The following is a 24,675-nucleotide window of genomic DNA, read 5'->3' on the forward strand; positions in this document are numbered from 1 at the left end:
TTCTAATACACAATTTTGAATTTTGCCTATTAATATCTAGTGAAAATACAAATTTGATAATCTTGAAATAGAAAAGAGATGATTAAAATATATGCAAGATACAAAAATATATTCATACATTTTTAAACCCCAAGGAAAAATCAGAGGTATTATCCAAATAGTCCATGGAATAACAGAGCATATGGGACGGTATCAAGAATTTGCTAATTATTGTACAAATCATGGTTTTATTGTTTATGGCATTGATTTAGTAGGTCATGGTAAATCATTATATCAGGGTCATATTAAAGGCTATTTTGGTAAAGAAGGTAGCTGGGAAAATGTTGTTAATGATGTTTATAATAGTTATTTACAAATAAAAGAAAAATATCCTGATTTACCTTATTATTTGATAGGATTTTCATTAGGTTCTTTTATTGTTAGGAATTTAATGATTGAAAATCGCTCTTTAAAAATAAATGCTTGTTTATTATTAGGGACTGGTTATCAATCACCAATTTTATTAAAAATGGTAAAATTTGTTGTTAAACAAAACGGAAAAAAAGCTGGTGAAGAGCACTCTACATCATTAATAGATAATTTAGCTTTTAAAAATTATAATAAAAAATTTAAAGATGCTTCAAGTAATGCTGACTGGTTACTTGAAGATAAAAAAGCAAGAAAACAATATTCAAATGATCCGTTATGTTTAAAACATGTTAGTGCTGGATTATTTAGAGAATTATTGAATGGAATGATTATTACTAATGATTCGAAAGCTAAAATATATTTGCAATGTCCTGTTTATTTATTATCAGGTAAAAATGACGCAGTTGGTGAATTTGGTAAAGGCGTAAATAAAGCGGCAACGTTATTATTAAAACAGGGAGCTAATATAAAAAAGATAAAATTGTTTGAAAATATGCGTCATGATATTCTTCATGAAAAGAATTGTCAGGAAGTTTATGCTTATATATTAGATATTATTGAAAAAAATTGATAATTACTAGACATGTTATGTATTATTAATGCAATAACATGTTTTTATTTTGATTAAGATCAATGTAAATATTATTACTTTTCTTTAATAATTTAGCGGTTTTGTTTATAATTATATCAAAGTAAAAAAGGAGTAGTTTTAAATGATAAAAATAGATTTAATTACCGGTTTTTTAGGAGCTGGAAAAACAACATTTATGATAAATTATGCTAAATATTTAGTAAAACAGAATTTAAAAGTTGGCATTATTGAAAATGATTTTGGAGCAGTTAATGTTGATATGATGTTACTGCAAGAAAATGTTGGCGATTGTTGTGATTTAGAAATGATTTCTGGCGGTAGTGATTTACAAACCTATCGTCGTCGTTTTAAAACTAAATTGATTGCAATGAAAATGGTTGGATATGATCGAGTTTTAATTGAACCTTCAGGAATTTTTGATGTAGATGATTTTTTTGATCTTTTATATGAAGACCCATTACAAAACTGGTATGAAATAGGCAATGTAATTGCAATTGTTGATGCCTCACTAGAAGAAAACTTGTCTAAGGAGTCTAATTTTTTATTAGCTTCACAAGTTGCAAATGCTGGTAAAATTATCTTTAGTCGCGTTCAAGATGCCTCTAAGATAGCTATCAACAATACTGTTAATCATATTAATGATGCTTTAAAAGCTGTTTCTTGTAAACGGATAATCGATGATGTGATTATTTGTAAAAACTGGAATGATTTTAGTGATGAAGATTTTAGAGTAATTGTAGATAGTGGGTATGTTGTTACAAGCTATCAAAAATTACATTTTAATCAAAATCAAACCTATTCATCACTATATTTTATGAATGTAAAAATTAATATTGATATTTTAAAACAACAAGTAAATAAGATTATAAGTGATCCTAAATGTGGTCATGTATTTCGGGTTAAAGGATTTATTCAAGATCAAAACAATAACTGGTATCAATTAAATGCAACTAAAAATGAAATCAACATTCAACCAATAAATCAAGGACAAGAAATTATAATTGTTATTGGTGAATCACTTGATCAAGAAGTTATTGAACAATACTTAAATAATCCTCAATAATAAATTTATACCAAAATAATAGCTACTAGTAACAAATGACAAATAATGATATACTATTTATGCAATAAAAGGGGGATATTTATGGACAAACAATTAGCATTTAGATTTGCAACTGAAAAAGATGTACCATTAATTTTAAAATTTATTAAAGGTATCGCTGAGTATGAAAAAATGCTTGATGAAGTTGAAACAACAGAAGAATTACTACACGAATATTTATTTGAAAAACAAAGAGCAGAAGTTATTTTTGCCATTGTTGATAATGTTGAAGTAGGTTTTGCTTTGTTCTTTCATAATTTTTCAACTTTTGTCGGGAAATCAGGCTTATATTTAGAAGATATTTTTGTCTGGCCTCAATATCGTGGTAAAGGATATGGAAAAGCAATCTTTAAAGAACTAGTTAAAATTGCCAATGAAAGAGATTGTGGTCGCATGGAATGGGTATGTTTAAATTGGAATCAGCCAAGTATTGATTTCTATTTATCATTAAATGCTAAACCATTAGATGAATGGACTACTTATCGCTTAGATAAAGAAGGGTTAAAAGCACTAGCTGAAAAATAGTTTTGTGAATAATGTGAATAACTTTTAATAAAAATAACTTGGAGATTAACAGATGAAGATTAATGAGAAGTGTTTGCCTTGTTTAATTAATCAGGTGATAAAAGTAGCTAATATAACTAATTGTTCTAATCGTGATGATTTATATCATCAGGTATTTGAACAATTAAGTAAGATTGATTTTAATAAATCAAATCCAGAAATAATCGGAATGATATTCGAATTAGTTAAAAAACATTTAAATAATGAAGATCCATATCAGGAAATTCGTCAATATTATAATAATTTATTTTTACAAAGCTATGATGATTTTGATAAAAAAATTAATTCTTTCAAAACAGCTATTAAATATGCAATTATTGGTAATATCATTGACTTTAGTCCTATTAATAATCAAGAAATAACAAAAATAGATGACTGGTTTGATAATATTGATAATTTATCACTAACTATAGATCATGTTGATAAGTTGATTAATGATATAAAAAAAGCTAAAACTATTTTATATTTAGGTGATAATTGTGGTGAAATTTGTTTAGATAAATTGCTGTTAAAAAGAATAAAACAGCTTAATCCTAGTTTAAAAATATATTTTGGTGTTCGTGGGAAACCAGTTGTAAATGATTCTATTGAAAGTGATGCCTATGAAGTAGGTATTGATGAATATGCTTCAATAATCAGTAATGGAGATAATTCATTAGGTACAATTTTATCACGAACAAGTGCTCAGTTTAATCAGATTTACCAAAATTGTGATTTTGTTATTGCTAAAGGACAAGCTAATTTTGAAAGTTTATCTGAGGAAAATAAAAAGATTTATTTTTTGTTAATGGTAAAATGTGATGTTATTGCAAAGTATATCAATGTTCCAGAAAAATCATTAGTTTGTTATTGTAAATAAGTTATTCATAATATTCACAGTTAATTCACAAATTTCACAATTGTGAATTAATTATGCATAAAGGTTAATAAACAATAAAAAAAGCATGCGATGATATAATTTATCACCATGCTTTTTTTATTAATGATAAAATAAAGTTGTATTTATTTAGATATTTATTATAATTAAATTATTATTATTAAGAAATTAGGATGATTATAAATGAAAAATATAGTTTTAGGAATATTAGCCCATGTTGATGCAGGAAAAACTACATTAACAGAAAGTATGCTTTATTTAAGTGGGGCAATTAGAAAATATGGTCGCGTTGATCATGGTGATGCCTTCTTAGATTATAATAATCAAGAACGAGATCGTGGGATTACAATTTTTTCTAAGCAAGCAGTTTTTGAATATAATGATTGTAAGATTACTTTGATAGATACACCAGGCCATGTTGATTTTTCAACAGAAATGGAACGTACACTTCAGGTCTTAGATTATGCAATATTAGTAATTAACGGTTTAGATGGAGTTCAGGCACACAGTGAAACAATTTGGCATTTGTTAAAACACTATCAAATACCAACATTTGTTTTTGTAAATAAAATGGACATTTCCTTAAAAGATAAGCATGAGCTTATAGAGGATTTAAAAAAGAATTTTAGCGAACAATGTTATGATTTTGATAATTTAGATACTGATTTTTTCGAAAATGTAGCATTAAATAGTGAAAATCTATTAGATTATTATTTAAAACATCAAACCTTAGAAGATAATATGCTTGTTGATGAAATTGCTAAACGTAATATATTTCCAGTTTATTTCGGTTCGGCTTTAAAAATGTCTGGAATAGAACATTTTCTTGATCAGTTTACAAAATATATAGCTACTAAAGAGTATCCAGAAGATTTTGGTGCTCGAGTGTATAAGATAAGTCATGATGATCAAGGAAATCGTTTGACTCACTTAAAAATTACTGGTGGTTTATTGAAAGTAAAATCTTTAATTAACAAAGATGAAAAAGTTGATCAAATTAGAATATATTCGGGAAACAAATTTACTACAGTTGATAAAATAGAAGCTGGTAATGTTTGTGCAATAAAAGGTTTTAAAAATATTCAGGCTGGACAAGGCTTAGGTTTTGAAAAAGACGAAATTTCACCTGTTTTATCTTCTTATATGGATTATCGAATTATTCTTCCAGATAACTGTGATCAACATAAAATGCTAGCTAACTTACAGTTATTAGCACAAGAAGATCCACAATTACATATTGTTTATGATAGTTCTTCACAAGAAATTCACATTCAGTTAATGGGGGCTATTCAAATAGAAGTTTTAAAAAATATTATAAAAGAACGTTTTAATATTGATGTTGATTTTGATTTTGGAAGAATCTTATATAAAGAAACAATTTTAGAACCAGTTGAGGGGGTTGGTCACTATGAGCCATTACGTCATTATAGTGAAGTTCATCTTTTATTAGAACCAGGACCTAAAGATAGTGGTTTACAGTTTGCTTTAAATTGTAAAGAAGAACAACTTCCTATTAATTATCAACATTTAGTATTAACCCATCTACAAGAAAAAGAACATTTAGGTGTTTTAACAGGGTCACCAATTACCGATATGAAAATTACCCTTGTTGCTGGTAAGGCTCATCAAAAGCATACTGAAGGTGGCGATTTCCGTGAAGCAACTTATCGTGCTTTACGCCAAGGATTAAAAATGACTAAATCAGTTCTATTAGAACCATATTTTGCTTTTTCATTAGAAATACCGGCCGAAAGTTTAAGTAAAGCAATTTATGATATTGAATTAATGAATGGTGAATTTAAAATAAAAGAACAGACAGCTGATAAAGTTATTTTATCTGGCAAGGCACCAGTTAGTAAGATGCAAAATTATCAAAATGAAGTTATTAGTTATACTAAAGGTAAAGGGCGTTTAATTTATCGTTTAGATGGCTATCAGCCTTGTCAAGAGCAAGACAAAATTATTGAACAAATAAATTATGATAGCGAAGCTGATCTAAATAATCCTACCGGTTCTGTTTTTTGCAGTCATGGAGCAGGATTTAATGTAAGCTGGGATGAAGTGCCTAAATATATGCATATTCCATATCAAACAAAAAAAGCTGCTAAGCCAATGGTAAGTAATTACAAAGAAGAACGCTATCAAGATGAAGATGAAGAATTAGAAGCAATTTTTACTAAAACATATGGACCATTAAAACAACGTGGTGAATCGACTCATAAAGCTAAACCTTTAATAAAGGAACCGGTTTATAAACCTAAACCAGAATGTATCTTAGTAGATGGCTATAATGTAATTCATGCCTGGCCTGAATTAAAAGAACTTGTAAAAGATAATCTAGATGCTGCTCGTTTTAGATTAATGAACTTAATGTGTAATTATCAGGGATATAAAAAATGTATTTTAATACTTGTTTTTGACGCTTATAAAGTTAAAAACAACTTAGGAACAAGTGAAAAATACCATAATATCTATGTTGTATATACAAAAGAGGCTCAGACTGCAGATATGTATATTGAACGAACTACCCATGAATTAGCTAGTAAATATAATATTACGGTTGTTACTTCCGATGCCCTTGAGCAATTAATAGTTCTAGGGCAGGGGGCTAAAAGAATTTCTTCACGAGAGTTGTATTTAGAGGCAACTAGATTAGATCAAGAAAAACTTGAAGAATATCGTCGTAAACAACCTAAAGGACATGATTATTTATTAGCGGATATAAAAAAATATAATTCGAACCAAGGAGAATAATATGGCAAATATAAGTAAATATAATTTATATTATATCAGTGGTATTGAAGAATATCGCCGTCGAGCGATGTATACTTTAAATATTAAAGAAGATTGTTTTGCAGTTAGTGGTATTTTTAAAAGTAAAGAATTTTTATTTGATGAAATTGTTGATATCAAATATGGTGAAATAAATTTTTTAAAAGAAACAATTGATATTGTAAGAAGAACATTGGTTGATCAGGTTTCTTTAATCGATTTGCGTAATAATCGTAAATTAAATTATTGTCTAGTTATCTTTTTAAAAAATCAAACAATTTTATTTGGTGAAGAATATGATACTTTAATAAAAAAAGCATATGAAAATCTATTAAATGCGACTAATAAAACAAGGAAAAAAAGATACTGAGAATCTTTTTAAGATAGCTCAGTATCTCTTTTTTTATCCAAATATTGACCAACTTTTTTAGTAATAATTACCAAAAATGGAATACAAACTAGAATCGTAATAAAGATGATTTGTAATAATTTTGAATTTAGTGGATGCATTTCTAACAATGGCCAGAAAATTGGTGTTGAAAGAATGAATCCAATAATATCAATAATTAAAACGCCACCACGATACCAGTTCAATGGTTTGTAAATACGATAGATCATATGAATAGAAATAAATGCTGTTGTAAAATATAAAATGGTAAATGTTTCCGATAATGATAGATCTAATACAGGTGCTAGTAAACGAATTCCAGCAACTGATAAAACAATTACTAAAGCATTTGGTAAAGAAAAACGCATTGCATGATTACCAATTGATTCTTTAGGCTTTTCAATATTTCTTTCAAATAAAATCATAAATGAAGGGAATCCTTCAATAAACATATCTAATAATGTCATTTGGAAAGGAATAAACGGATATGGAATATTCATTAAAATTGACAAAATAGAAAGTAAAATAGTATAGATAGTTTTTAAATAATACATTGAAGCTGATCTAGTAACATTATTAATAACTAAACGACCTTCACGGACAACTTCAACTAAAGTATCTAACTTACCATCGATTATTACAAACTGTGATATTTGACGAGCAATATCAGAACCAGAACCCATTGCTATTGAAACATCAGCATCTTTTAAAGCTAAAACATCATTAACGCCATCACCAGTCATTGCTACTTTTAATTTATGTTTTTGCAAAGCTAAAATCATTTTATGTTTTTGAAATGGACTAGCACGACCAATAACATTATAATTTAATATCGCATTTTCCAAGTCTTCATCACTAGTTAGAGTAGAAGCATCAATATATTTTGTTGCATTAGCTACACCTGCTTGACTAGCAATAGCACTTACAGTGGCTGGATTATCACCAGATATTACTTTTACAGCAACATCATTATCACTAAAGAATTTCAAAGCTGAGTGAGCATCTTTACGAATTGGATCTTTAATAATAACTAGACCAATTGGAATAGTAGTATTTAAAGTATCAGATAATGTAGCTAAATCTTGATGATGTCCAATAAGTAAAACTCGGGCACCGCCTTTTTGCATTTCAAGTATTCTTTTATCTAAGATAAAATCTGGTCTAATAATTTCTGGAGCACCAACAATGATTGTTCCTACTTCATCTAGCTTAGCAGCACTCCATTTACGTGCTGAAGAAAAGGCAATACGATCAAGAGTTTCATATTTGGCTTCACCTTTAAAGTAATTTTTAAGAGTTTTAAAAGTAATATTATTATCTAGCGAACCAGCTACAAAAGAAGGCATTATCTGGGATAATTCCAGATTTAGTGAATTTTTTAAATTAATAACTTCTTCGATTTCCATTTTTCCTTCTGTTAATGTACCAGTTTTATCTAAACATAAGACATCTATACGAGATAATGTTTCAATACTAAACATTTCTTGAACTAATGTGTTTGATTTCCCAAGTTTTACAACACTAGCTGCTAAAGAAACACTTGTAAGTAAAACCAGCCCTTTAGGTAACATTCCTAATAGAGCAGTTGCAGTATTAACAATTGTACTAGTAATACTTTGATCACGAATAACATAGGCTTGATAAAGCATTAAAATACTTAGTGGTAAAACTAAATAACTAGTATAACGAGTAACTTTATTAAAAGTATTTAATAATACTGAATCAACTGGTTTTCTAGTTCTAGCCTGATCAGTGATTTTATTGGCATAATTGTCTTTACCAACATGTTCAATTTGACAATAGCAGCCACCACTTAAAATATAACTTCCTGAAAGCAGGTGATCACCTGGTTCTTTATAGACCGGATCGGCTTCACCAGTTAATAGTGACTCATCAACTTCAACACTATTTTTAATAATTACGGCATCGGCACTGATTTGATTTCCTGTTTCAAAATAAACAATATCATCTAGAACTAATTCCTCATTATCAATTAAACTTTCTTTGCCATCACGAATTACTTTGGTTTTTGGTGACACAATTAAGTTTAGTTTAGCAACCATGTTTTTAGATTGTATTTCCTGACGAGCTCGAATAAAGATATTTGAAATAACTACAACGACAAAAAATAAGCTTGAGTAAGCTTTAACAGCTATCAAAGCTACAGCTATAATAAAATTGTAGGCATTGAATAAGTTAAATATGTGACTTAGTATAATTTCAAAATTGCTTTTAACTTTGGGTTTATACGCCACATTGACTTTTCCCTCGGAAATTCTCTGTTTAACTTCAATTGAAGTTAATCCTTTTATTTTTTTCATAAATCAACCTCATTTGCATTTATCATTTCTAATCCATTAGTATTATAATAGCATGATTATTTAAAAATACTACTATATTTTTTCTAAATAATAACTTAATTTTTCTTAAAAAGCTATTAGTTTAAATATATTTTTAAGAAATGGATATTTAATTGTATATAGCTGATTGTCTATGGTATAATCCAAACATATTCAAGGAGGGATGTACTTGAGTAATATATATGACTATTTAAAATGGCGTGGTGATCTTTTAATGACGGTCGATCCATTTAATGATATCGATGCATTAATTTTAAGCGAACTAGTCTATGTAGAATTTTTAGACACAGTACCATCTTTTTTAAGTAACCAATCGCGTTCTTTACAGGATGTGGCTAAAGACTTCTTTTTAAAAAATGATGAGTCGGTATTAATGAATAGATTTTCTTTTATCAAAGAATCAATCAATTTATTAAAAGTTTTATCTACTTGCCAACGATTTAAAAACATTAAACTATCAAATTATGTAAATGAATTAAATTATAATGACGCTAAACAATTTGCGGCAATAACTTATCAATTAGAAGATGATAGTATTTTTGTTGCTTATCGAGGTACTGATGATACGATTTTGGGCTGGAAAGAAGATTTTTTGATGACCTATAAATATCCAGTTCAATCACAAATCCAGGCAGCTAGTTATCTTAAGAGTATTATTGAACATTTTTATCAAAGTAAAATTTCTTTAATAATCAACGAACACAAATTTTCAAACATTTTTAAACGAAGATTAAAAAAACCAATTATAAGAATAGGGGGCCATTCTAAAGGAGGCAATTTAGCAGTTTTTGCAGCTAGTACAATTGATGATAAAGATGCTCAAAAAATCATTCAAATATATAACTATGATGGTCCTGGTTTTCCTGAAAAAATGATTCAACATACGAATTATAAAATGATAGTTGATAAAATTAAAAAATTTATACCAGAAAATTCTGTTTTTGGAATAATGTTGGAAAATTTAGAAACAGTAAAAATTATTAAAAGTAATGCTAAAGGATTAATGCAGCATAATGGATTTACTTGGCAAATTATTGGAAAAGATTTTGATACTGTTGATAAATTAAGTAAAGAAAGTATGGCTTTATCCGATGCTTTTAAATCATGGTTAGAAAAGGTTGATTTAAAAACACGTGAAAGTGCAATAAAAGCAATCTTTACTATCTTAGAAAGTGCCAATATTAAAACAGTTGATGATTTTACTGAAAAATCATTTTCACATTTAGTTACTGCCCTAAAAGAATTTAAAAATCTTCAAAATGATACCCGTGATGCAATAATTCATTTTTTTAAAACTTTATTAGTTGAAAGCAACAATTATTATCGGAAATATTATCGTGATAATGATAATTCATAAAGAATTAATATTTAGTCACTATACTAATTTTATATTTTGAAAAGAGGGTTAAGATGAAAAGATTTCAAGAGTCATTATATCGATTTATGTCAGGAAGATATGGTTCTGATCAGCTTAATATGTTTTTGCTGGTACTAGCCATTGTTTTAATTTTTTTGAATATATTTATATTTGGAAATCAAATTTTATCATGGATTGTTTGGATTATATTAATATATGAAATATTCCGTACGTATTCTCGTAATATTTATCAAAGAAGAATTGAAAATGAAAAATTCTTATCATTAATAAGTCCAATTAAAAAGCGTTATTTAGTAATTAAAAATAATCATAATGATAGAGCACATAAATATTTTTTATGTCCAAGTTGTAAACAAATGGTAAGAGTGCCACGTGGTCGTGGAAAAATTACAATTACTTGTCCTAAATGTGCAAATAAATTTGATAAAAAAAGCTAAGGAAGAACATTTATTGTTCTTCCTTTAATCGTTTTAGATGTTTAATAATAATTTGAATATATTTTTCTAGTAATAGCTGATCAGATTTGCTGAAACGATCAAAACTAGTAGAATCTAAATCTAATACACCATATAGTTCTTGGTCAATAATGATTGGTAAAACTATTTCACTATTTGTTGCACTATCACAAGCGATATGATCTTTAAAGTCATGAACGTTAGCTACTCGGTATACTTTTTGATCAGTTGCACAAGCACCGCAAACACCACGATTTAATGGAATAATTGTACAGGCTGTTTTACCTTGAAATGGACCTAAAATCAATTGACCATCTTGATATAAATAAAATCCTGCCCAAGATACATCATTTAATGTTTGATAAATAAAAGCAGCACTATTTGATAGTAATGAAATTTCATATTCAATATTTTCTAATAAGCTATCTAATTGTTTTTCACTCATTTTAATCACCGTTTTATATTATACAACAATTTATGCAATTAGTGGTTAAAATATTTAATTTTGGTAAAAATATGATTAGATTAATAAAAGGAGAATTAAAATGAAACGATTTTTTAAATTATTATGTTGTATGACACTTTTATTTACTCTTTCATTTAGTTTATCAGGATGTTCTGAAAATCAAAGTAATGAAACAGATACAATGGAAGATACTGATAATACTAACGATGATGAATTAGCAAAAATTGATAGTAAAGTGGAAGAAAGATTTAATGGTAATTATACTGTAAGTCAAGAAGATGTTAGTGAATCAGTTACTTACATTAATGAAAATATTGACAATATTAAAGATAAAGATGTTGCTAAAAATATTTATGAACATAGTTTATTTCTAGAAACAGCGGCAACTCAAGGTAATGTTGATGATTCTAATAAAATTAAAGAATTAGCTGTTAATTCTAAGGAATATGCTAAAAATGTCTATAATGCTAGTGATGATGAAGTAGATAATATTATTGAAGAAGGTAAAGAAAAATTTGATACTTTCAAAAATGACTTTAAAAATGGTGTTGACTCATTTGTAGATGAGTTTATGAAATTCTTTTAAAAAATATAAAAGATAGAGTTTAGATAAAAGACTCTATCTTTTAGTTTTATTGATTTAATAAATAATAAGCAATAGTGCTATAAATCGTAGTACCCTTTAACAAGACCTCTTCATTAAAATCATAAGTAGTATTATGTGGGGCAGCAGCAAGATTAGTAGTAAGTTTCATATAGGTACCAATACCGCCATGAGCTTGTACGGTTGCCAGCATGTATGAAAAATCATCACTGCCATCAAGTGGGCTTAAATCATTTTTAGCCACTTTAATTTCTTTTAAATGATCTTTACATACCTGGCGAATAATATCCATCATTTTTTTATCACATTCTAAGGAATATGCTTTACCCATTTCTTTGATTTCAACAATTGTATCATGCATTAAAGCTGAACCATGTATAATATCACGGGCATATATTTCCATATAAGTATTCAGTTCTGTTGTTTCACCACGAACTTCAATCTCTAATTTAGCAGTTTCTGGGACAACATTACGACCGGTTCCAGCGTGAATAGTACCGACATTAACACGGGTACAACCATCACTGTTTCGAGGGATTGAATGTAAATTCAAAACACATGATGCAGCTGATAAAAGGGCATTTTTACCAAACTGTGGCATTCCAGCAGCATGAGAAGAAACGCCATGATAAGTAACATCTAATTTAGTGGTAGCAAATGTTTCATTCATTCCTAAAAACAAATCAGTATCTTCATGTTCGTTTTCATATGTCCAGATATGACCGGCAAAAATGTAATCGACATCGTTTAAAATGCCACTTTCACATACACATTTAGCACCTCGAACTCCTTCTTCAGCTGGCTGGAAAATTAGTTTTAATGTTCCGTGTAAATTATCTTTTATTTCAGCTAAAATTTTTGCAACCGTTAATCCCATTGCTGCATGACCATCATGACCACAAGCATGCATTGCTCCTGAATTGCAAGAAACAAAGCCTTCTTTAGTTGGAATATGTTCACAAGAATCATCTTCAACTATACTTAAAGCATCAATATCAAAACGAATTGCTACAACAGGACCAGGACCATTTTCGATAATACCAGCGACAGCAGTAAAACCATCTTTAACTTTTTCTAAATAATAAGGATCAGCTCCTTGAGATAAAGCCCGTTTATAATTCATTGTTAAAACTCGTTTGCTAGGAATCCCCATTCTTCCTTCAGGACGCATGATTTCTTTACCTACTAAAACCTGATACCCCAAATCGTCAAGTTTTCTTGCAATAATTGAAGCTGTTCTTAGCTCAAGCCAGCCTCTTTCAGCATACTTATGAAAATCGCGTCTTGTTTCTACTGTTTCTAAGTAATATTGTTTAGCAAGTTCTTTTATTTTGTCATACATAAACCCTTTCTCCTTTATTTTATTCTAACATTTTAATGAAAAAAGGTTAAGAATTTTACTCCTTAACCTTTGATATTTTGTTTAAATGATATCTTTGTAGTTTACGATATACATATTTTATAATGTTAACTAAATAACTTGATAATTCTACTAGCACAGGTGAAAAGGCCATTAATGCTAATAAAACAATCATCCAGTTAAAACTAATACTTGTTAGTTCTAAGATTTTTTGACCAATGATCAATGCTATGTAATAACAAAGCTGAGTAGTATAAATAATAATTTTACGATAAACTGTTAAAGGTCGATATACTTTTAATAGAGCAAGAGTATAGTTCCATCCTGTAAATAAAATACATATCGTCGATAGCATTTCTGCATTATAATTTAACGCTAAACCAATATTAGTAATTAAAGTTGAGCCTAAAGCTATTGTAAATGCTGAAGGGAAGGCATTATTAAAGACTTTTTCTAAAAAGCTGCCTTCAACTCGAGCAAAATTAGCTTCGTAAGTTAAAAAGAACGTTGGTATTCCAACCCCGCAAGCACTAATTACAGAAAGCTGTGCTGGTTCGAAAGGGTAAGTCTGCCCAAAAATAATAGTAGTTATAGCCAGTAAAGTTGAAAAAATTGTTTTTATTAAAAACATGGAAGCTGACATTGAAATATTATTGATAACTCGACGTCCTTCATCAACGATATGCGGCATTGCATCAAAGTTATTATCTAATAATACAAGATTTGCTACATTCTTAGCAGCGTCACTACCTGAAGCCATTGCAATTGAACAATCTGCTTCTTTAAATGCTAAAACATCATTGATACCATCACCAGTCATCGCTACAGTATGACCTTGTTTTTTAAGTAAAATTACCATTTCTCTTTTTTGCTGTGGTGTAACCCGACCAAAAACAGAATATTTTTTTAATGCTTCTGACATTTCAGTCATATTTTTTATAGTTGAAGCGTCTTTATAATAGTCTGCTTTTTTTAATCCAGCTCGTTTAGCGATTGATGAAACTGTAATTGGATCATCTCCAGAGATAATTTTTAAGTCAACTCCTTGATCATAAAAATATGCAAGAGTTTCCTTGGCATCTTCCCTAATTATATCACTTAAAACTATAATACCAGTAGGGACTAGATCATCTGGTAATGACAAATCAGAAACGACTTGATCACTATGAGCTAAAGCTAAAATTCGATATCCTTGGCTAGCATAATCTTTACATTTTTCATCTAATATTTCATGACCACCAGGGAATAAAAATTGATATGCTCCGATATAATATGTTCCAATATTTTCAAATGAAGCACCACTGTATTTTCGATCAGAACTAAATGGAATTACAAAATAAGGTTTAAATGTATTTTGTGGTGGATAATGTTCTTTTAAAGCTTGAGATGTGACATTATCGTCATCTAACGAATACATTAAATTTCCAATTATTTCTTCAATATTTACATCATCAAATTTAATATCAAATTCAACTTTTATTTTACCTTCAGTAATAGTTCCGGTTTTATCTAAACATAAAACATCAACTCGAGCTAATGTTTCAATACAAAATAACTCTTGTACCAAAGTCTGTTGTTTAGCTAGCCTTAAAATACTGATAGTTAAAGCGACACTAGTCAATAAAACAAGTCCTTCAGGTATCATTCCAATAATAGCTGCAACGGTACTAACAACAGCATCATCGAATGGCTGATTAGCATATAAAAATTGTTTTAAAAATAGTAGGCCTCCAATTGGCAATATTACAATACTAATATATTTTAAAATTTTATTTAAACAACGATTTAATTCTGAATTATGTTTTTTTAATTTTTTTGCTTCTTTTGTAATTTGATTCATATAGCTATCTTCACCAACATGAGTCACTTTACAAATTCCTTGTCCTGAAGTAATGAAACTTCCAGAAAATAATTTATCACCATTTAATTTTAATACTGGATCAGATTCTCCAGTTAATAATGATTCATTAGTTTCCATATGACCATCAATTAAAACACAGTCAGCTGGAATTTGTAATCCTGTTGATAAAACAAGATAATCATCTAAAACAATCTGGTCAATACCAATTTTTTTTATCTCATTATCACGAATTACATCAACATGTGATGCTGTCAAAATTGATAGCCGGTCTAAAGTTCGTTTAGCTTTAATTTCCTGATAAATACCAGCAATAGTATTAATAATAATAATAAAAATAAATAAAGTGTCTTTATATGAACCAACAAAAACTATTAAAGCAAATAAACTGATGTTTAATATATTAAAAAATGTTATTGTATTGTTTAAAAATATTTCTTTATAGGATTTAGTAATTCGGTTATCAATCTCATTAATTTTACCTTCATTAATTCGTTGAGCAACTTCTTTACTACTTAATCCATGATATTCATGATTATTTATTTTCATATAATTCTCCTTTTTATTATTGTAGCTTAAAAAAATGAAATAAACAATAAGCACAATTATAATTTAGATTTATTTAGAATTATTTAAGAATAACTTAAAAAAATATTGTATACAATAATTGTATACAATTTCTGTAATAAGTGCTATAATAAACCTACTTATATTTTTAGGAGGTGTTTATATGAGTGTACTAGTTGATAGATTTATCGAAAAGGCTAGAGATGGGGATAATAACATCGATAATAACCTGTATACAAAATATGATGTAAAAAAAGGATTAAGAAATGAAGATGGTACCGGGGTTTTAGTTGGATTAACTAAAATTGCTGATGTAGTAGGCTATAAAAGGGAAAATAATAAAAAAATAGATTGTCGTGGTGAGTTATATTACCGAGGAATTGCTGTTTCTGACATAATTAATAAAAGAGAACCACATCAACGTTTTTTATTTGAAGAAACATGTTTTTTAATTATTTTTGGTTATTTACCAAACAAGGATGAATTAGAAACATTTAAAGCTGAATTATCTAAACGTTATGAATTACCTAAACATTATTTGGAATCTAAAATTTTAGGATTTCCTTCAAAAAACTTAATGAATAAATTACAGCAAGAAGTATTAATGCTTTATTCATATGATGATGATCCTGACAACACATCACCTAAAGAAACTATGTATAAAGGATTAAATCTGATTGCTAAAATACCATCGATTGTATGTTATGCTTATCGTAGTAAAGTTCATTATTTTGATAAACAGAGTCTATATATTCATCAAATACGACCAGATTATTCAATTGCTGAAAATATTTTGTATTTACTTAGAGATGATAAAAAGTTTACTACTAAAGAAGCTGAAGTTTTAGATATGTGTTTAGTTTTACATGCTGATCACGGTGGTGGAAATAACTCTACTTTTACAAATATTGTAATTAGTTCAACGGGAACTGATATTTATTCTAGTTTTGCTGGAGCAATTGGTTCATTAAAAGGACCACGCCATGGTGGTGCTAATCTTGCAGTTATGGATCAAATGCAAAAAGTTATTGATTGTATTGGTTTAGATGCAACCGATGAACAAATAAAACAAATTATTGAACAAATATTAGATAAGAATTTTAATGATAACAGTGGCTTAATATATGGTATTGGTCATGCTGTATATACTTTAAGCGATCCTAGATGTGAAATTTTAAGACAACAATGTAAAGAATTAGCCAAGGAAAAGGGGAGAGAAGCTGAATTTAATTTCTATTATCGCTTTGAAAAAGCGGCAATTGCTGCAATTGAAAGCAGAAAAAAAATTCATGTTTGTGCTAATGTCGATTTTTATAGTGGATTGATTTATGATATGTTATCAATACCAAGAGAGTTATATACGTTAATGTTTGTAGTAGGACGTTCAGTAGGATGGTTAGCTCATAATATTGAAAACAAATTATATGCCGATAAGATTATTCGTCCTGCAGCTAAATATGTAGGGGAAACTCATGAATATGTTCCTTTAAAAAATCGATAATTATTATCAAAGTAAGCTAGTATAATCTACTGCTTACTTTTAATTTGTTTATATAAAAAGAGGGGTAAAAGAAAATGGAAAATTTTATCGAAAAGTATAAAATAAACTATGATAAAATTAACTTAAAAAATAGAATAATTAACTATTTATATTATATAGTTAATATAATAGTGCTTCTTGCTTGCATATCTATTAGAGAATATTTGATATACGTGCTTATTTTATCACTTATATGTTTTATTATATTCACACTTGTGCATACTAATATTTATTTAAACAGCCTTAGCAAATTATATTCAAGTTTAAAATTTGATTATGATAATTATCAGGAAACTCAGCAAATCTTAAATTCAATTTGCATGCAATTTCCTAAACATAAAGATCGTCAGATTCAATTAACACTATATTTAACTTCATTAGCATGTAATGAGTCGCCTGAAGAATTGATAGATGCCTTTTTAATTTATCAAAAAGAATTAAACAGTAATAATGCTAAAGTTATTTTAGAATTATTAAATATCTATTTTTATAAAGAATTCCCACTAAATACAAAAATAGAAACCAAAAAATTACAACGATTATTTTCAAATAATAATAAACCTGATAAAGTGATAAATAAAATAAAAGAAGCCTTTGATTAAAAAGACTATCAACAAATACTAGATTTGTTAAAAGAAATTGATGATGTACATTTTTATGAATTTCGAGATTTTATCGAAGCAGTTACTAAATATCAAATTAATAAAGATAAACAAATCTTAGATAACTACGTAGAAGAAAAGCATGTTCCTATTTATAATACAGTGATTAAAATATTAGAACATGATGAAATTAAATATGATAAAAAATATATTGATCTTTATCAACAACTAACAAAAAATCAAGTACAATACAATCATATTCAATCTAAAAAAGTAAGAAAAACACTAATTATAGCAATTATTTATTTTGGAATTATTATTTTTATCTTTAATCAGGCTCTTTCATCTACGAGTCAAACATATAATTCAATGCAAGAATATGTTAATGAACAATACAATGACTTAGACCATGTAGAAACAATATTAGAATTTAATCAAAATGACTGGCATATTGGTTTAGCACGTAGTAATCAAGACTTTGACAGTGACGGTTCTACAGCTGAAAAGATTGTCTCAATAATGCCAACTTATCATATTTTATCTATTTATGAAGAAGATGGTAAAATTATTGATAGTTATTCAAATAGTCAAACAATATTAACTGAAAGTTATATAATTGCTCGAGTAATGGATAATGAGGGAACGGTTATAGTTAGTTTTTCACCAGCTAAAATATTATATAAGGGGAAAGATATTTCAGTAGAAACGAAATCATATGTTGAAAATGATTTTACGGTTGGTTTTGTAAATGGTGAATTTAATGAATCATATTTAGAAATCGAATCTAGTCAATAAAAAATAGCATCTGCAGATGCTATTTTTCATCTATTTAATATGACGTACCCAACCGTATTTGTCTTCTAGACGTCCCCATTGAATACCAGTTAAAGTGTCATATAATTTTTGTGTTAAATCACCAGTTTTAAAATCATTAATTACTACTTCTTCACCTTTATAATAAAGTTGACCAACTGGAGAAATTACAGCTGCTGTTCCAGTACCAAATGCTTCAGTTAAAGTACCTTTTCTACCAGCTTCCATTAATTCATCAATGCTTAATTCACGTTCTTCAACAGTATATCCCCAATCTTTTAAGATATGGATAATTGAATCACGAGTTACCCCAGGTAAAACAGATCCTTCCAATGGAGCAGTAATAACTTTTCCATCAATAACAAACATTACATTCATTGTTCCAACTTCTTCGACATATTTACGATGAACACCATCTAACCAAAGAACTTGAGTATATCCATGTGATTCAGCTTTAACTTGTGCAGCAATACTAGCAGCATAGTTACCACCACATTTTGTAAATCCAGTACCACCTTTTACAGCACGCACATATTCATCTTCAACCCAGATTTTAACTGGATTTACACCTTCAGGATAATAATTACCAACAGGTGATAAAATAATTACAAATGTATAAGTTTTAGCAGGGTGTACCCCAACACCAGCTTCACTTGCAAACATAAATGGACGAATATACAAAGAAGTGTCTTTTGCTGTTGGGATCCAATCTTGTTCATATTTTACAATTGCTTCAACAGCTTCAACAAACATATCTTCAGGTAATTCTGCCATACAAATACGTTTATTTGAATTAATCATTCTACGAGCATTCATTTCTGGTCTAAATAGTGTAATGTTTCCATCAGGATCACGATATGCTTTTAATCCTTCAAATGTTTCTTGAGCATAATGTAATACCATTGTAGCAGGATCCATTGGAATAGGTGCATATGGAACAATACGTGCATCATGCCATCCAATTCCATCAGTATAATCCATCATAAACATATGATCAGTAAAGTAATTTCCAAATCCCAAATTATTTTGATCTGGTTTCTCTTTTAGAGTCGCAGCTCTTTCAATTTTGATTTCCATTATCAAAAACCCCCTTAATTTACTAATAGTATACTCTTATTTTATAGGCGATACAAGATAGAAATTAGCTAATCAAAGCTTAATTGCATAAAAATATGCAAAATAATAATAAATTTTATTAATTATTGCTAGAAAAGTTAATATTAATTATAATATTTTTTATATCAATATAAAAAGGAGATTTATAATGCTTAAGATTTTGATTTGTTGTGGTGGGGGCTTTTCTTCAAGTTATGTAACAGAAAGAATGAAAAAGGAGATAGTTGAAAAAAATTTAGAAAATGAGGTAAATATTGAGTTTTATCCATTTGCTATTGTTGAAGATAAGTTATCAGATGTAGATATCATCATGTGTTGTCCACATTTAAAAATATATGTTGAACAATTTATAGATAAAACAAATGTTGATATTCCAATCTATTTATTGCCACCCAAAATGTATGGTTTAATGAAATTAGAGGAAATTTTAACCGATGCTAAGGATGTTATAAAACTATATCAGAAAAATAAAACTAATCCCGTTCATTTTCCTAATGAAGAAAACTTACTAAGAATTACAAGGGGTAACGCTTATCGTCATTATTATAAAATTGATGGTGAACTATAATAAAAATGGCTGTTTAATATTAACAGCCAATAATATCGATTTGTAAATTTTTTAAAATATCTAGAGCTTTTTGCTGCAAGGTTTCATCATTACTTGCAATTCCTTGATAATCAACAGTTATTTTAGCTTCTGGTAGTGCTGCTTTAACAATTATTGCATTAGAGATAACGCAAATATTAGAAACAACGCCCACTAATGTGATTTCTTGATAATCTTTATTTTTTAAATAATTACCTAATTCTAAAGAACCAAAAGTGTTTTTTAGAATTTTTTTATCATCTTTAGCCAAATCTCTAACTTTTCCATATAACTGCCAACCATCAGTATTTTCAACACAGTGAACAATTGGTAATTTTTGTCCTTCTTGAGTATCTAAATAATTTTCTTGATGAGTATCAAGAGTAAAAATAACATCATCGTTGTTTTCATGGTATGTATTAATTAAAGAAACTAAATGTTCTTCTAAATTAACCGCCTGGTCAAAACCTAAGCTGCCACTAACAAAATCATTTTGATAATCGATTACTATTAATAATTTTTTCATTTAATTCACCAGCCTTTTTTAATATTTTAACATCTGTAATTGACAATGTAAATATAACGATATATAATTATATTAACATATGAATAATTATTCATATAAAGAGGTGTGATATGGAAAAGATAGTTAATGAAGAAACAGTGGCAAGAGTAAGTAAAAAATTGCCACAAGAAGAAATATTATATGATGTTGCCGAGCTTTTTAAAGTCTTTGGTGATACTACTAGAGTTAGAATCATCTGTGCTTTGTTTGAGGCAGAAATGTGTGTTTATGATTTGGCTGCATGTTTAAATATGACCCAATCAGCAATATCTCATCAATTAAGAATTTTAAAACAGGCAAAATTAGTAAAATCAAGAAGAGATGGGCGTTTGATTTATTATTCACTTGATGATGAACATGTAAAACAAATATTTGATGCTGGATATAAACATATTATGCATTTAAATAAATAAGGGAGGATTTTTATGAAACTAAAGTATAGTTTGAAGGGATTGGATTGTGCTCATTGTGCTCAAAAAATAGAAGATCAGCTTAATAAATTAGATTATGTCAATGAATGTAATATTGCTTTTGCAACTACGACGTTGTTTTTAGATGTTGATGAAAATAGTTTTGATGAAGAAAAGATCAAACAAGTTGTTTGTAGTATCGAACCAGATGTTGAATTAGTTAATCAAAATTCAACACACAACGAACATGATCACGAACACCATCACCATTCATGTGATTGTGACCATGATCATCATCACCATTCATGCGATTGCAATCATGAACACCACCATGATGAATGTGGTTGTGGATGTCATCACGACCATCATGATGAACATGTAGAAACAATTCACCATGGTGATTTAAAAAATGCTATCAATATTAATATTAATGGACTTGATTGCGCACATTGTGCAATGAAAGTTGAACAAGAGATTAATAAGATGGATGAAGTTGAAGATGCAATGATAATATTTTCAACTGAAACACTAAAAGTTAAGTTGAATAGGGAAATGAGTGATGATGAATTATTAAAACGTTTGAAAAATGTAATTGATAAAGTAGAAAGCGGAATTACTTTATCAATGAAAAAAGATATTAAAGTTATAGAAAAACCAAAACTATTTGTTTGTAAAGATCATGTGGAATTAATTATTGGAACAATAATTTATATAATTGGAATTATTTTAGGTGGTACAAAATATGATGTATTTATCTTTGGTATTGCTTATTTATTAATTGGTTATAAAGTTTTATTTAAAGCTTTAAAAAATATAAAAAGAGGTCAAATATTTGATGAAAACTTTTTAATGTGTATTGCAACAATCGGAGCTTTTTGTATCAGTGATTACAAAGAAGCAATAGCAGTAATGCTATTTTATTCAATTGGTGAAATTTTTCAGGCATATGCAGTTAATAAAACAAGAACTTCTATTAGTTCATTAATGGATATTAAAAGTGAATATGCTAATTTAGTAATTGACGATACAGTAAAACAAGTGGCTCCTGAAGAAGTTAAAATCAATGATATAATATTAGTAAAACCAGGAGAAAAAGTACCATTAGATGGTATTGTAGTTAATGGTAATAGTAGCTTAGATACATCAAGTTTGACAGGAGAAACATTACCACGAAATGTAGATATTAATGATGAAGTTTTAGCTGGTGTTGTAAATTTAACAGGCGTTATTAAAATCAAGGTAACTCAAGCTTATGAAAATTCAACAGTATCTAAGATTTTAGATTTAGTTGAAAATGCTGCTAGTAAAAAAGCTCCAATCGAACAATTTATAACTAAGTTTGCTAGAGTATATACTCCAACAGTAGTTTTTCTAGCTGTTGCTTTAGCAGTAATTCCAATGTTGATATTTAAAGATGCAGTCTTTACTGACTGGTTATATCGAGCATTAACATTTTTAGTTGTTTCATGTCCTTGTGCTTTAGTCATTTCAATACCGTTAGGTTTATATGCCGGATTAGGAAAAGCTAGTAAAGTTGGGGCATTAATTAAAGGTGGCAATTACTTAGAACTATTAAAAGATATTGATACTATAGTATTTGATAAAACTGGAACTTTAACTGAAGGTAGCTTTGAAGTTGTCGAAGTCAATGGTTCTGATGATTTATTAATGATTGGTGCTTATGGTGAAAGAATGTCTAATCATCCAATTGCTAGAAGTATTGTTGAAAAATATGGTCAAGAAATTGATCAATCAAGAATTTCAGATTTTAAAGAAGTTGCTGGTAAAGGTATTGAGGTAAAGATTGATAATGATTTATATCATTTAGGAAATAAATCTTATATTGAAGATATGGGTTATCAAGTAACAAACCCAACAACAGTTGGAACAGTAGTTCACATAACTTGTAATGATGAGTATTTAGGAAATATTGTTGTTGCTGATAAGATCAAAGATACTGCTATTACTGGAATTAAACGATTGAAACAATCAGGAATAAAAGATACCGTTATGTTAACTGGTGATCGTAAAGAAGTAGCTGATGATATTGCTAGTAAAGTAGGTATTGATCGTGTTTATAGTGAATTACTACCACAAGATAAAGTAACAAAAGTTGAAGAATTGATCCAAGATAATAAAAAAACAGCATTCGTTGGTGATGGTATCAATGATGCACCAGTTTTAGCTCGAGCTGATTTAGGAATTGCCATGGGTGGTGTCGGTAGCGATGCTGCAATCGAAGCTGCTGATATTGTCTTAATGAACGATGATATTGATACCATTGGTGAAGCCATTGATATTTCCAAAAAAACAAATCTTATTTTAAAACAAAATGTAATTTTTACATTGGTTATCAAAATAGGAGTTTTACTTTTAACAATGTTTGGATTATCTAATATGTGGATGGGTGTATTTGCTGATGTTGGTGTAACATTGATTGCCATTTTAAATTCAATGCGAATTTTAAGATAAATATAAAGAATCCTTGAAATTAATCATTCAAGGATTTTTTTGTTCACATTATTCACAAGTTATTCCCATTGTGAACAACATGTGAATAATGTGCATAGATAAAAAAATTTAGTTTGTTGATTTTGTGCTAGCAAAATAATATAATTAATATTATACGATGGAAAGGAAATGGCTTTTATGGACAAAAATTTACAAACAATAATTAAAATTAAACAAGATGATATGATTAAAGCATTCGAAAAAAACAATATGCAAATCAATTTTGTTGACGATTTTGAACAATTACACAATTATTTGAGTCGTTACTTATGCAATAAAAAGACAGTAGCGCTAGGAGGTTCAATGACCCTATTTGAAACTGGTGTAATTGAACAAATTCATAATTCTGATGTAATTTTACATGATCGTTATCAAGAAGGATTAGATCGTGAACAAATGCAGGAAATTTACCGAAAAGCTTTTACTAGTGATTTATTTATTACTAGTACTAATGCATTAACTACTGATGGATGTTTATACAATATTGATGGAAACGGAAATCGTGTAGCAGCAATGATTTATGGTCCTAAAGAAGTAATTGTTATTGCGGGAAAAAATAAAATCTTTAATACTGAAGCAGAGGCCATTAATCATATAAAAACAGTTAGCGCACCAGCTAATGCAGTTAGATTAAATAAAAATACGCCATGCACTAAAAAAGGGGAATGTATGGATTGTTTATCACCAGATAGAATTTGTAGCAGTTTTGTAAAATTAGGTTATCAGGGAAATGTAGGCAGAATAAAAATTGTAATAGTTAATCAGGATTTAGGATATTAAA

22 protein-coding genes are annotated in these 24,675 nt (G+C 28.4%); 16 read left to right on the plus strand and 6 right to left on the minus strand.

The window, feature by feature from the left end; genetic code table 11:
- The first annotated feature begins 91 nt into the window (after nt 1–91).
- The 6 genes from ABGT36_RS06485 (at nt 92) to ABGT36_RS06510 (ending at nt 6,685) form a co-directional block, all read left to right on the plus strand.
- On the plus strand, nt 92–979 hold the full coding sequence (locus ABGT36_RS06485) for an alpha/beta fold hydrolase (protein ID WP_346677311.1): 888 nt from the start codon (nt 92–94) through the stop codon (nt 977–979).
- A 142-nt stretch (nt 980–1,121) separates the two neighbouring features.
- Nucleotides 1,122–2,063, plus strand: a complete 942-nt coding sequence (locus ABGT36_RS06490; RefSeq protein WP_346677312.1) for a GTP-binding protein — start codon at nt 1,122–1,124, stop codon at nt 2,061–2,063.
- Nucleotides 2,064–2,144: 81 nt separating this feature from the next.
- A complete protein-coding gene (locus tag ABGT36_RS06495; protein ID WP_346677314.1) occupies nt 2,145–2,627 on the plus strand; it encodes a GNAT family N-acetyltransferase in 483 nt (160 codons plus the stop codon).
- Nucleotides 2,628–2,679: 52 nt separating this feature from the next.
- Nucleotides 2,680–3,525, plus strand: coding sequence for an ARMT1-like domain-containing protein (locus ABGT36_RS06500; RefSeq protein WP_346677315.1), 846 nt, complete (start codon nt 2,680–2,682; stop codon nt 3,523–3,525).
- A 201-nt stretch (nt 3,526–3,726) separates the two neighbouring features.
- Nucleotides 3,727–6,297, plus strand: coding sequence for a translation factor GTPase family protein (locus ABGT36_RS06505; RefSeq protein ID WP_346677316.1), 2,571 nt, complete (start codon nt 3,727–3,729; stop codon nt 6,295–6,297).
- 1 nt (nt 6,298) lies between these two features.
- Nucleotides 6,299–6,685 (plus strand): hypothetical protein, encoded by a 387-nt coding sequence (locus ABGT36_RS06510; RefSeq protein ID WP_087302681.1) that lies wholly within the window; start codon nt 6,299–6,301, stop codon nt 6,683–6,685.
- An 8-nt stretch (nt 6,686–6,693) separates the two neighbouring features.
- On the opposite strand, the gene ABGT36_RS06515 is transcribed toward ABGT36_RS06510, so the two are convergent.
- Nucleotides 6,694–9,024, minus strand: coding sequence for an HAD-IC family P-type ATPase (locus tag ABGT36_RS06515; RefSeq protein ID WP_087373946.1), 2,331 nt, complete (start codon nt 9,022–9,024; stop codon nt 6,694–6,696).
- Between the two features lie 208 nt (nt 9,025–9,232).
- Here ABGT36_RS06515 and ABGT36_RS06520 point away from each other — a divergent pair, with 208 nt between their 5' ends.
- Nucleotides 9,233–10,420, plus strand: coding sequence for an Mbeg1-like protein (locus tag ABGT36_RS06520; protein ID WP_300630252.1), 1,188 nt, complete (start codon nt 9,233–9,235; stop codon nt 10,418–10,420).
- A gap of 53 nt (nt 10,421–10,473) precedes the next feature.
- Nucleotides 10,474–10,878, plus strand: coding sequence for a hypothetical protein (locus ABGT36_RS06525; protein WP_087373944.1), 405 nt, complete (start codon nt 10,474–10,476; stop codon nt 10,876–10,878).
- A 10-nt stretch (nt 10,879–10,888) separates the two neighbouring features.
- On the opposite strand, the gene ABGT36_RS06530 is transcribed toward ABGT36_RS06525, so the two are convergent.
- Nucleotides 10,889–11,341, minus strand: coding sequence for a GAF domain-containing protein (locus ABGT36_RS06530; protein ID WP_346677319.1), 453 nt, complete (start codon nt 11,339–11,341; stop codon nt 10,889–10,891).
- Nucleotides 11,342–11,441: 100 nt separating this feature from the next.
- Here ABGT36_RS06530 and ABGT36_RS06535 point away from each other — a divergent pair, with 100 nt between their 5' ends.
- Nucleotides 11,442–11,948: a hypothetical protein gene (locus ABGT36_RS06535; RefSeq protein WP_346677320.1), complete on the plus strand. Its 507-nt coding sequence runs from the start codon at nt 11,442–11,444 to the stop codon at nt 11,946–11,948.
- 46 nt (nt 11,949–11,994) lie between these two features.
- Here the strand turns inward: ABGT36_RS06535 and ABGT36_RS06540 are convergent, their stop codons facing one another.
- Together ABGT36_RS06540 and ABGT36_RS06545 are read right to left on the minus strand one after the other, a co-directional pair.
- Nucleotides 11,995–13,308, minus strand: coding sequence for an amidohydrolase (locus ABGT36_RS06540; RefSeq protein ID WP_300078067.1), 1,314 nt, complete (start codon nt 13,306–13,308; stop codon nt 11,995–11,997).
- Between the two features lie 55 nt (nt 13,309–13,363).
- Complete coding sequence (locus ABGT36_RS06545) at nt 13,364–15,733, minus strand: HAD-IC family P-type ATPase (protein ID WP_087373936.1); 2,370 nt, start codon at nt 15,731–15,733, stop codon at nt 13,364–13,366.
- Nucleotides 15,734–15,914: 181 nt separating this feature from the next.
- Between ABGT36_RS06545 and ABGT36_RS06550 the strand changes: the two genes are divergently transcribed.
- The 3 genes from ABGT36_RS06550 (at nt 15,915) to ABGT36_RS06560 (ending at nt 18,688) form a co-directional block, all read left to right on the plus strand.
- Nucleotides 15,915–17,252, plus strand: a complete 1,338-nt coding sequence (locus ABGT36_RS06550; protein ID WP_087373934.1) for a citrate synthase — start codon at nt 15,915–15,917, stop codon at nt 17,250–17,252.
- A 74-nt stretch (nt 17,253–17,326) separates the two neighbouring features.
- Nucleotides 17,327–17,893 (plus strand): hypothetical protein, encoded by a 567-nt coding sequence (locus ABGT36_RS06555; RefSeq protein ID WP_346677322.1) that lies wholly within the window; start codon nt 17,327–17,329, stop codon nt 17,891–17,893.
- A 24-nt stretch (nt 17,894–17,917) separates the two neighbouring features.
- Complete coding sequence (locus ABGT36_RS06560) at nt 17,918–18,688, plus strand: hypothetical protein (RefSeq protein WP_346677324.1); 771 nt, start codon at nt 17,918–17,920, stop codon at nt 18,686–18,688.
- A gap of 30 nt (nt 18,689–18,718) precedes the next feature.
- Here ABGT36_RS06560 and ABGT36_RS06565 read toward each other — a convergent pair whose 3' ends face one another.
- Entirely contained in the window at nt 18,719–19,783 is a 1,065-nt protein-coding gene (locus tag ABGT36_RS06565; RefSeq protein ID WP_087302502.1) for a branched-chain amino acid aminotransferase, read from the minus strand.
- Between the two features lie 187 nt (nt 19,784–19,970).
- Between ABGT36_RS06565 and ABGT36_RS06570 the strand changes: the two genes are divergently transcribed.
- Nucleotides 19,971–20,390 (plus strand): PTS sugar transporter subunit IIB, encoded by a 420-nt coding sequence (locus ABGT36_RS06570; protein WP_296884172.1) that lies wholly within the window; start codon nt 19,971–19,973, stop codon nt 20,388–20,390.
- 19 nt (nt 20,391–20,409) lie between these two features.
- Here the strand turns inward: ABGT36_RS06570 and ABGT36_RS06575 are convergent, their stop codons facing one another.
- Nucleotides 20,410–20,934: a cysteine hydrolase family protein gene (locus ABGT36_RS06575; protein ID WP_087373928.1), complete on the minus strand. Its 525-nt coding sequence runs from the start codon at nt 20,932–20,934 to the stop codon at nt 20,410–20,412.
- Between the two features lie 110 nt (nt 20,935–21,044).
- On the opposite strand from ABGT36_RS06575, the gene ABGT36_RS06580 reads away from it, so the two are divergent.
- The 3 genes from ABGT36_RS06580 to ABGT36_RS06590 all read left to right on the plus strand — a co-directional run bounded on the left by ABGT36_RS06580 (nt 21,045) and on the right by ABGT36_RS06590 (nt 24,674).
- Nucleotides 21,045–21,386 (plus strand): metalloregulator ArsR/SmtB family transcription factor, encoded by a 342-nt coding sequence (locus ABGT36_RS06580; protein ID WP_087302496.1) that lies wholly within the window; start codon nt 21,045–21,047, stop codon nt 21,384–21,386.
- Between the two features lie 12 nt (nt 21,387–21,398).
- Nucleotides 21,399–23,855 (plus strand): heavy metal translocating P-type ATPase, encoded by a 2,457-nt coding sequence (locus ABGT36_RS06585; protein WP_346677327.1) that lies wholly within the window; start codon nt 21,399–21,401, stop codon nt 23,853–23,855.
- 177 nt (nt 23,856–24,032) lie between these two features.
- Nucleotides 24,033–24,674 carry a lactate utilization protein gene (locus tag ABGT36_RS06590; RefSeq protein ID WP_087302492.1) on the plus strand — a complete coding sequence of 214 codons (642 nt, stop codon included), beginning with the start codon at nt 24,033–24,035 and terminating at the stop codon, nt 24,672–24,674.
- The last annotated feature ends 1 nt before the right edge of the window (nt 24,675 follow it).

Origin of the sequence: Erysipelatoclostridium sp. An173 (assembly GCF_963931465.1) — a bacterium.
Classification (GTDB): domain Bacteria; phylum Bacillota_I; class Bacilli_A; order Erysipelotrichales; family Coprobacillaceae; genus Thomasclavelia; species Thomasclavelia merdavium.

Excerpts from the sequence above, each read along its gene's own strand:
- ABGT36_RS06485 (WP_346677311.1), top strand. The coding sequence starts at position 92 with ATGCAAGATACAAAAATATATTCATACATTTTTAAACCCCAAGGAAAA.
- ABGT36_RS06490 (WP_346677312.1), top strand. The coding sequence starts at position 1,122 with ATGATAAAAATAGATTTAATTACCGGTTTTTTAGGAGCTGGAAAAACA.
- ABGT36_RS06495 (WP_346677314.1), top strand. The coding sequence starts at position 2,145 with ATGGACAAACAATTAGCATTTAGATTTGCAACTGAAAAAGATGTACCA.
- ABGT36_RS06500 (WP_346677315.1), top strand. The coding sequence starts at position 2,680 with ATGAAGATTAATGAGAAGTGTTTGCCTTGTTTAATTAATCAGGTGATA.
- ABGT36_RS06505 (WP_346677316.1), top strand. The coding sequence starts at position 3,727 with ATGAAAAATATAGTTTTAGGAATATTAGCCCATGTTGATGCAGGAAAA.
- ABGT36_RS06510 (WP_087302681.1), top strand. The coding sequence starts at position 6,299 with ATGGCAAATATAAGTAAATATAATTTATATTATATCAGTGGTATTGAA.
- ABGT36_RS06515 (WP_087373946.1), bottom strand. The coding sequence starts at position 9,024 with ATGAAAAAAATAAAAGGATTAACTTCAATTGAAGTTAAACAGAGAATT.
- ABGT36_RS06525 (WP_087373944.1), top strand. The coding sequence starts at position 10,474 with ATGAAAAGATTTCAAGAGTCATTATATCGATTTATGTCAGGAAGATAT.
- ABGT36_RS06530 (WP_346677319.1), bottom strand. The coding sequence starts at position 11,341 with ATGAGTGAAAAACAATTAGATAGCTTATTAGAAAATATTGAATATGAA.
- ABGT36_RS06535 (WP_346677320.1), top strand. The coding sequence starts at position 11,442 with ATGAAACGATTTTTTAAATTATTATGTTGTATGACACTTTTATTTACT.
- ABGT36_RS06540 (WP_300078067.1), bottom strand. The coding sequence starts at position 13,308 with ATGTATGACAAAATAAAAGAACTTGCTAAACAATATTACTTAGAAACA.
- ABGT36_RS06545 (WP_087373936.1), bottom strand. The coding sequence starts at position 15,733 with ATGAAAATAAATAATCATGAATATCATGGATTAAGTAGTAAAGAAGTT.
- ABGT36_RS06550 (WP_087373934.1), top strand. The coding sequence starts at position 15,915 with ATGAGTGTACTAGTTGATAGATTTATCGAAAAGGCTAGAGATGGGGAT.
- ABGT36_RS06555 (WP_346677322.1), top strand. The coding sequence starts at position 17,327 with ATGGAAAATTTTATCGAAAAGTATAAAATAAACTATGATAAAATTAAC.
- ABGT36_RS06565 (WP_087302502.1), bottom strand. The coding sequence starts at position 19,783 with ATGGAAATCAAAATTGAAAGAGCTGCGACTCTAAAAGAGAAACCAGAT.
- ABGT36_RS06570 (WP_296884172.1), top strand. The coding sequence starts at position 19,971 with ATGCTTAAGATTTTGATTTGTTGTGGTGGGGGCTTTTCTTCAAGTTAT.
- ABGT36_RS06575 (WP_087373928.1), bottom strand. The coding sequence starts at position 20,934 with ATGAAAAAATTATTAATAGTAATCGATTATCAAAATGATTTTGTTAGT.
- ABGT36_RS06580 (WP_087302496.1), top strand. The coding sequence starts at position 21,045 with ATGGAAAAGATAGTTAATGAAGAAACAGTGGCAAGAGTAAGTAAAAAA.
- ABGT36_RS06585 (WP_346677327.1), top strand. The coding sequence starts at position 21,399 with ATGAAACTAAAGTATAGTTTGAAGGGATTGGATTGTGCTCATTGTGCT.
- ABGT36_RS06590 (WP_087302492.1), top strand. The coding sequence starts at position 24,033 with ATGGACAAAAATTTACAAACAATAATTAAAATTAAACAAGATGATATG.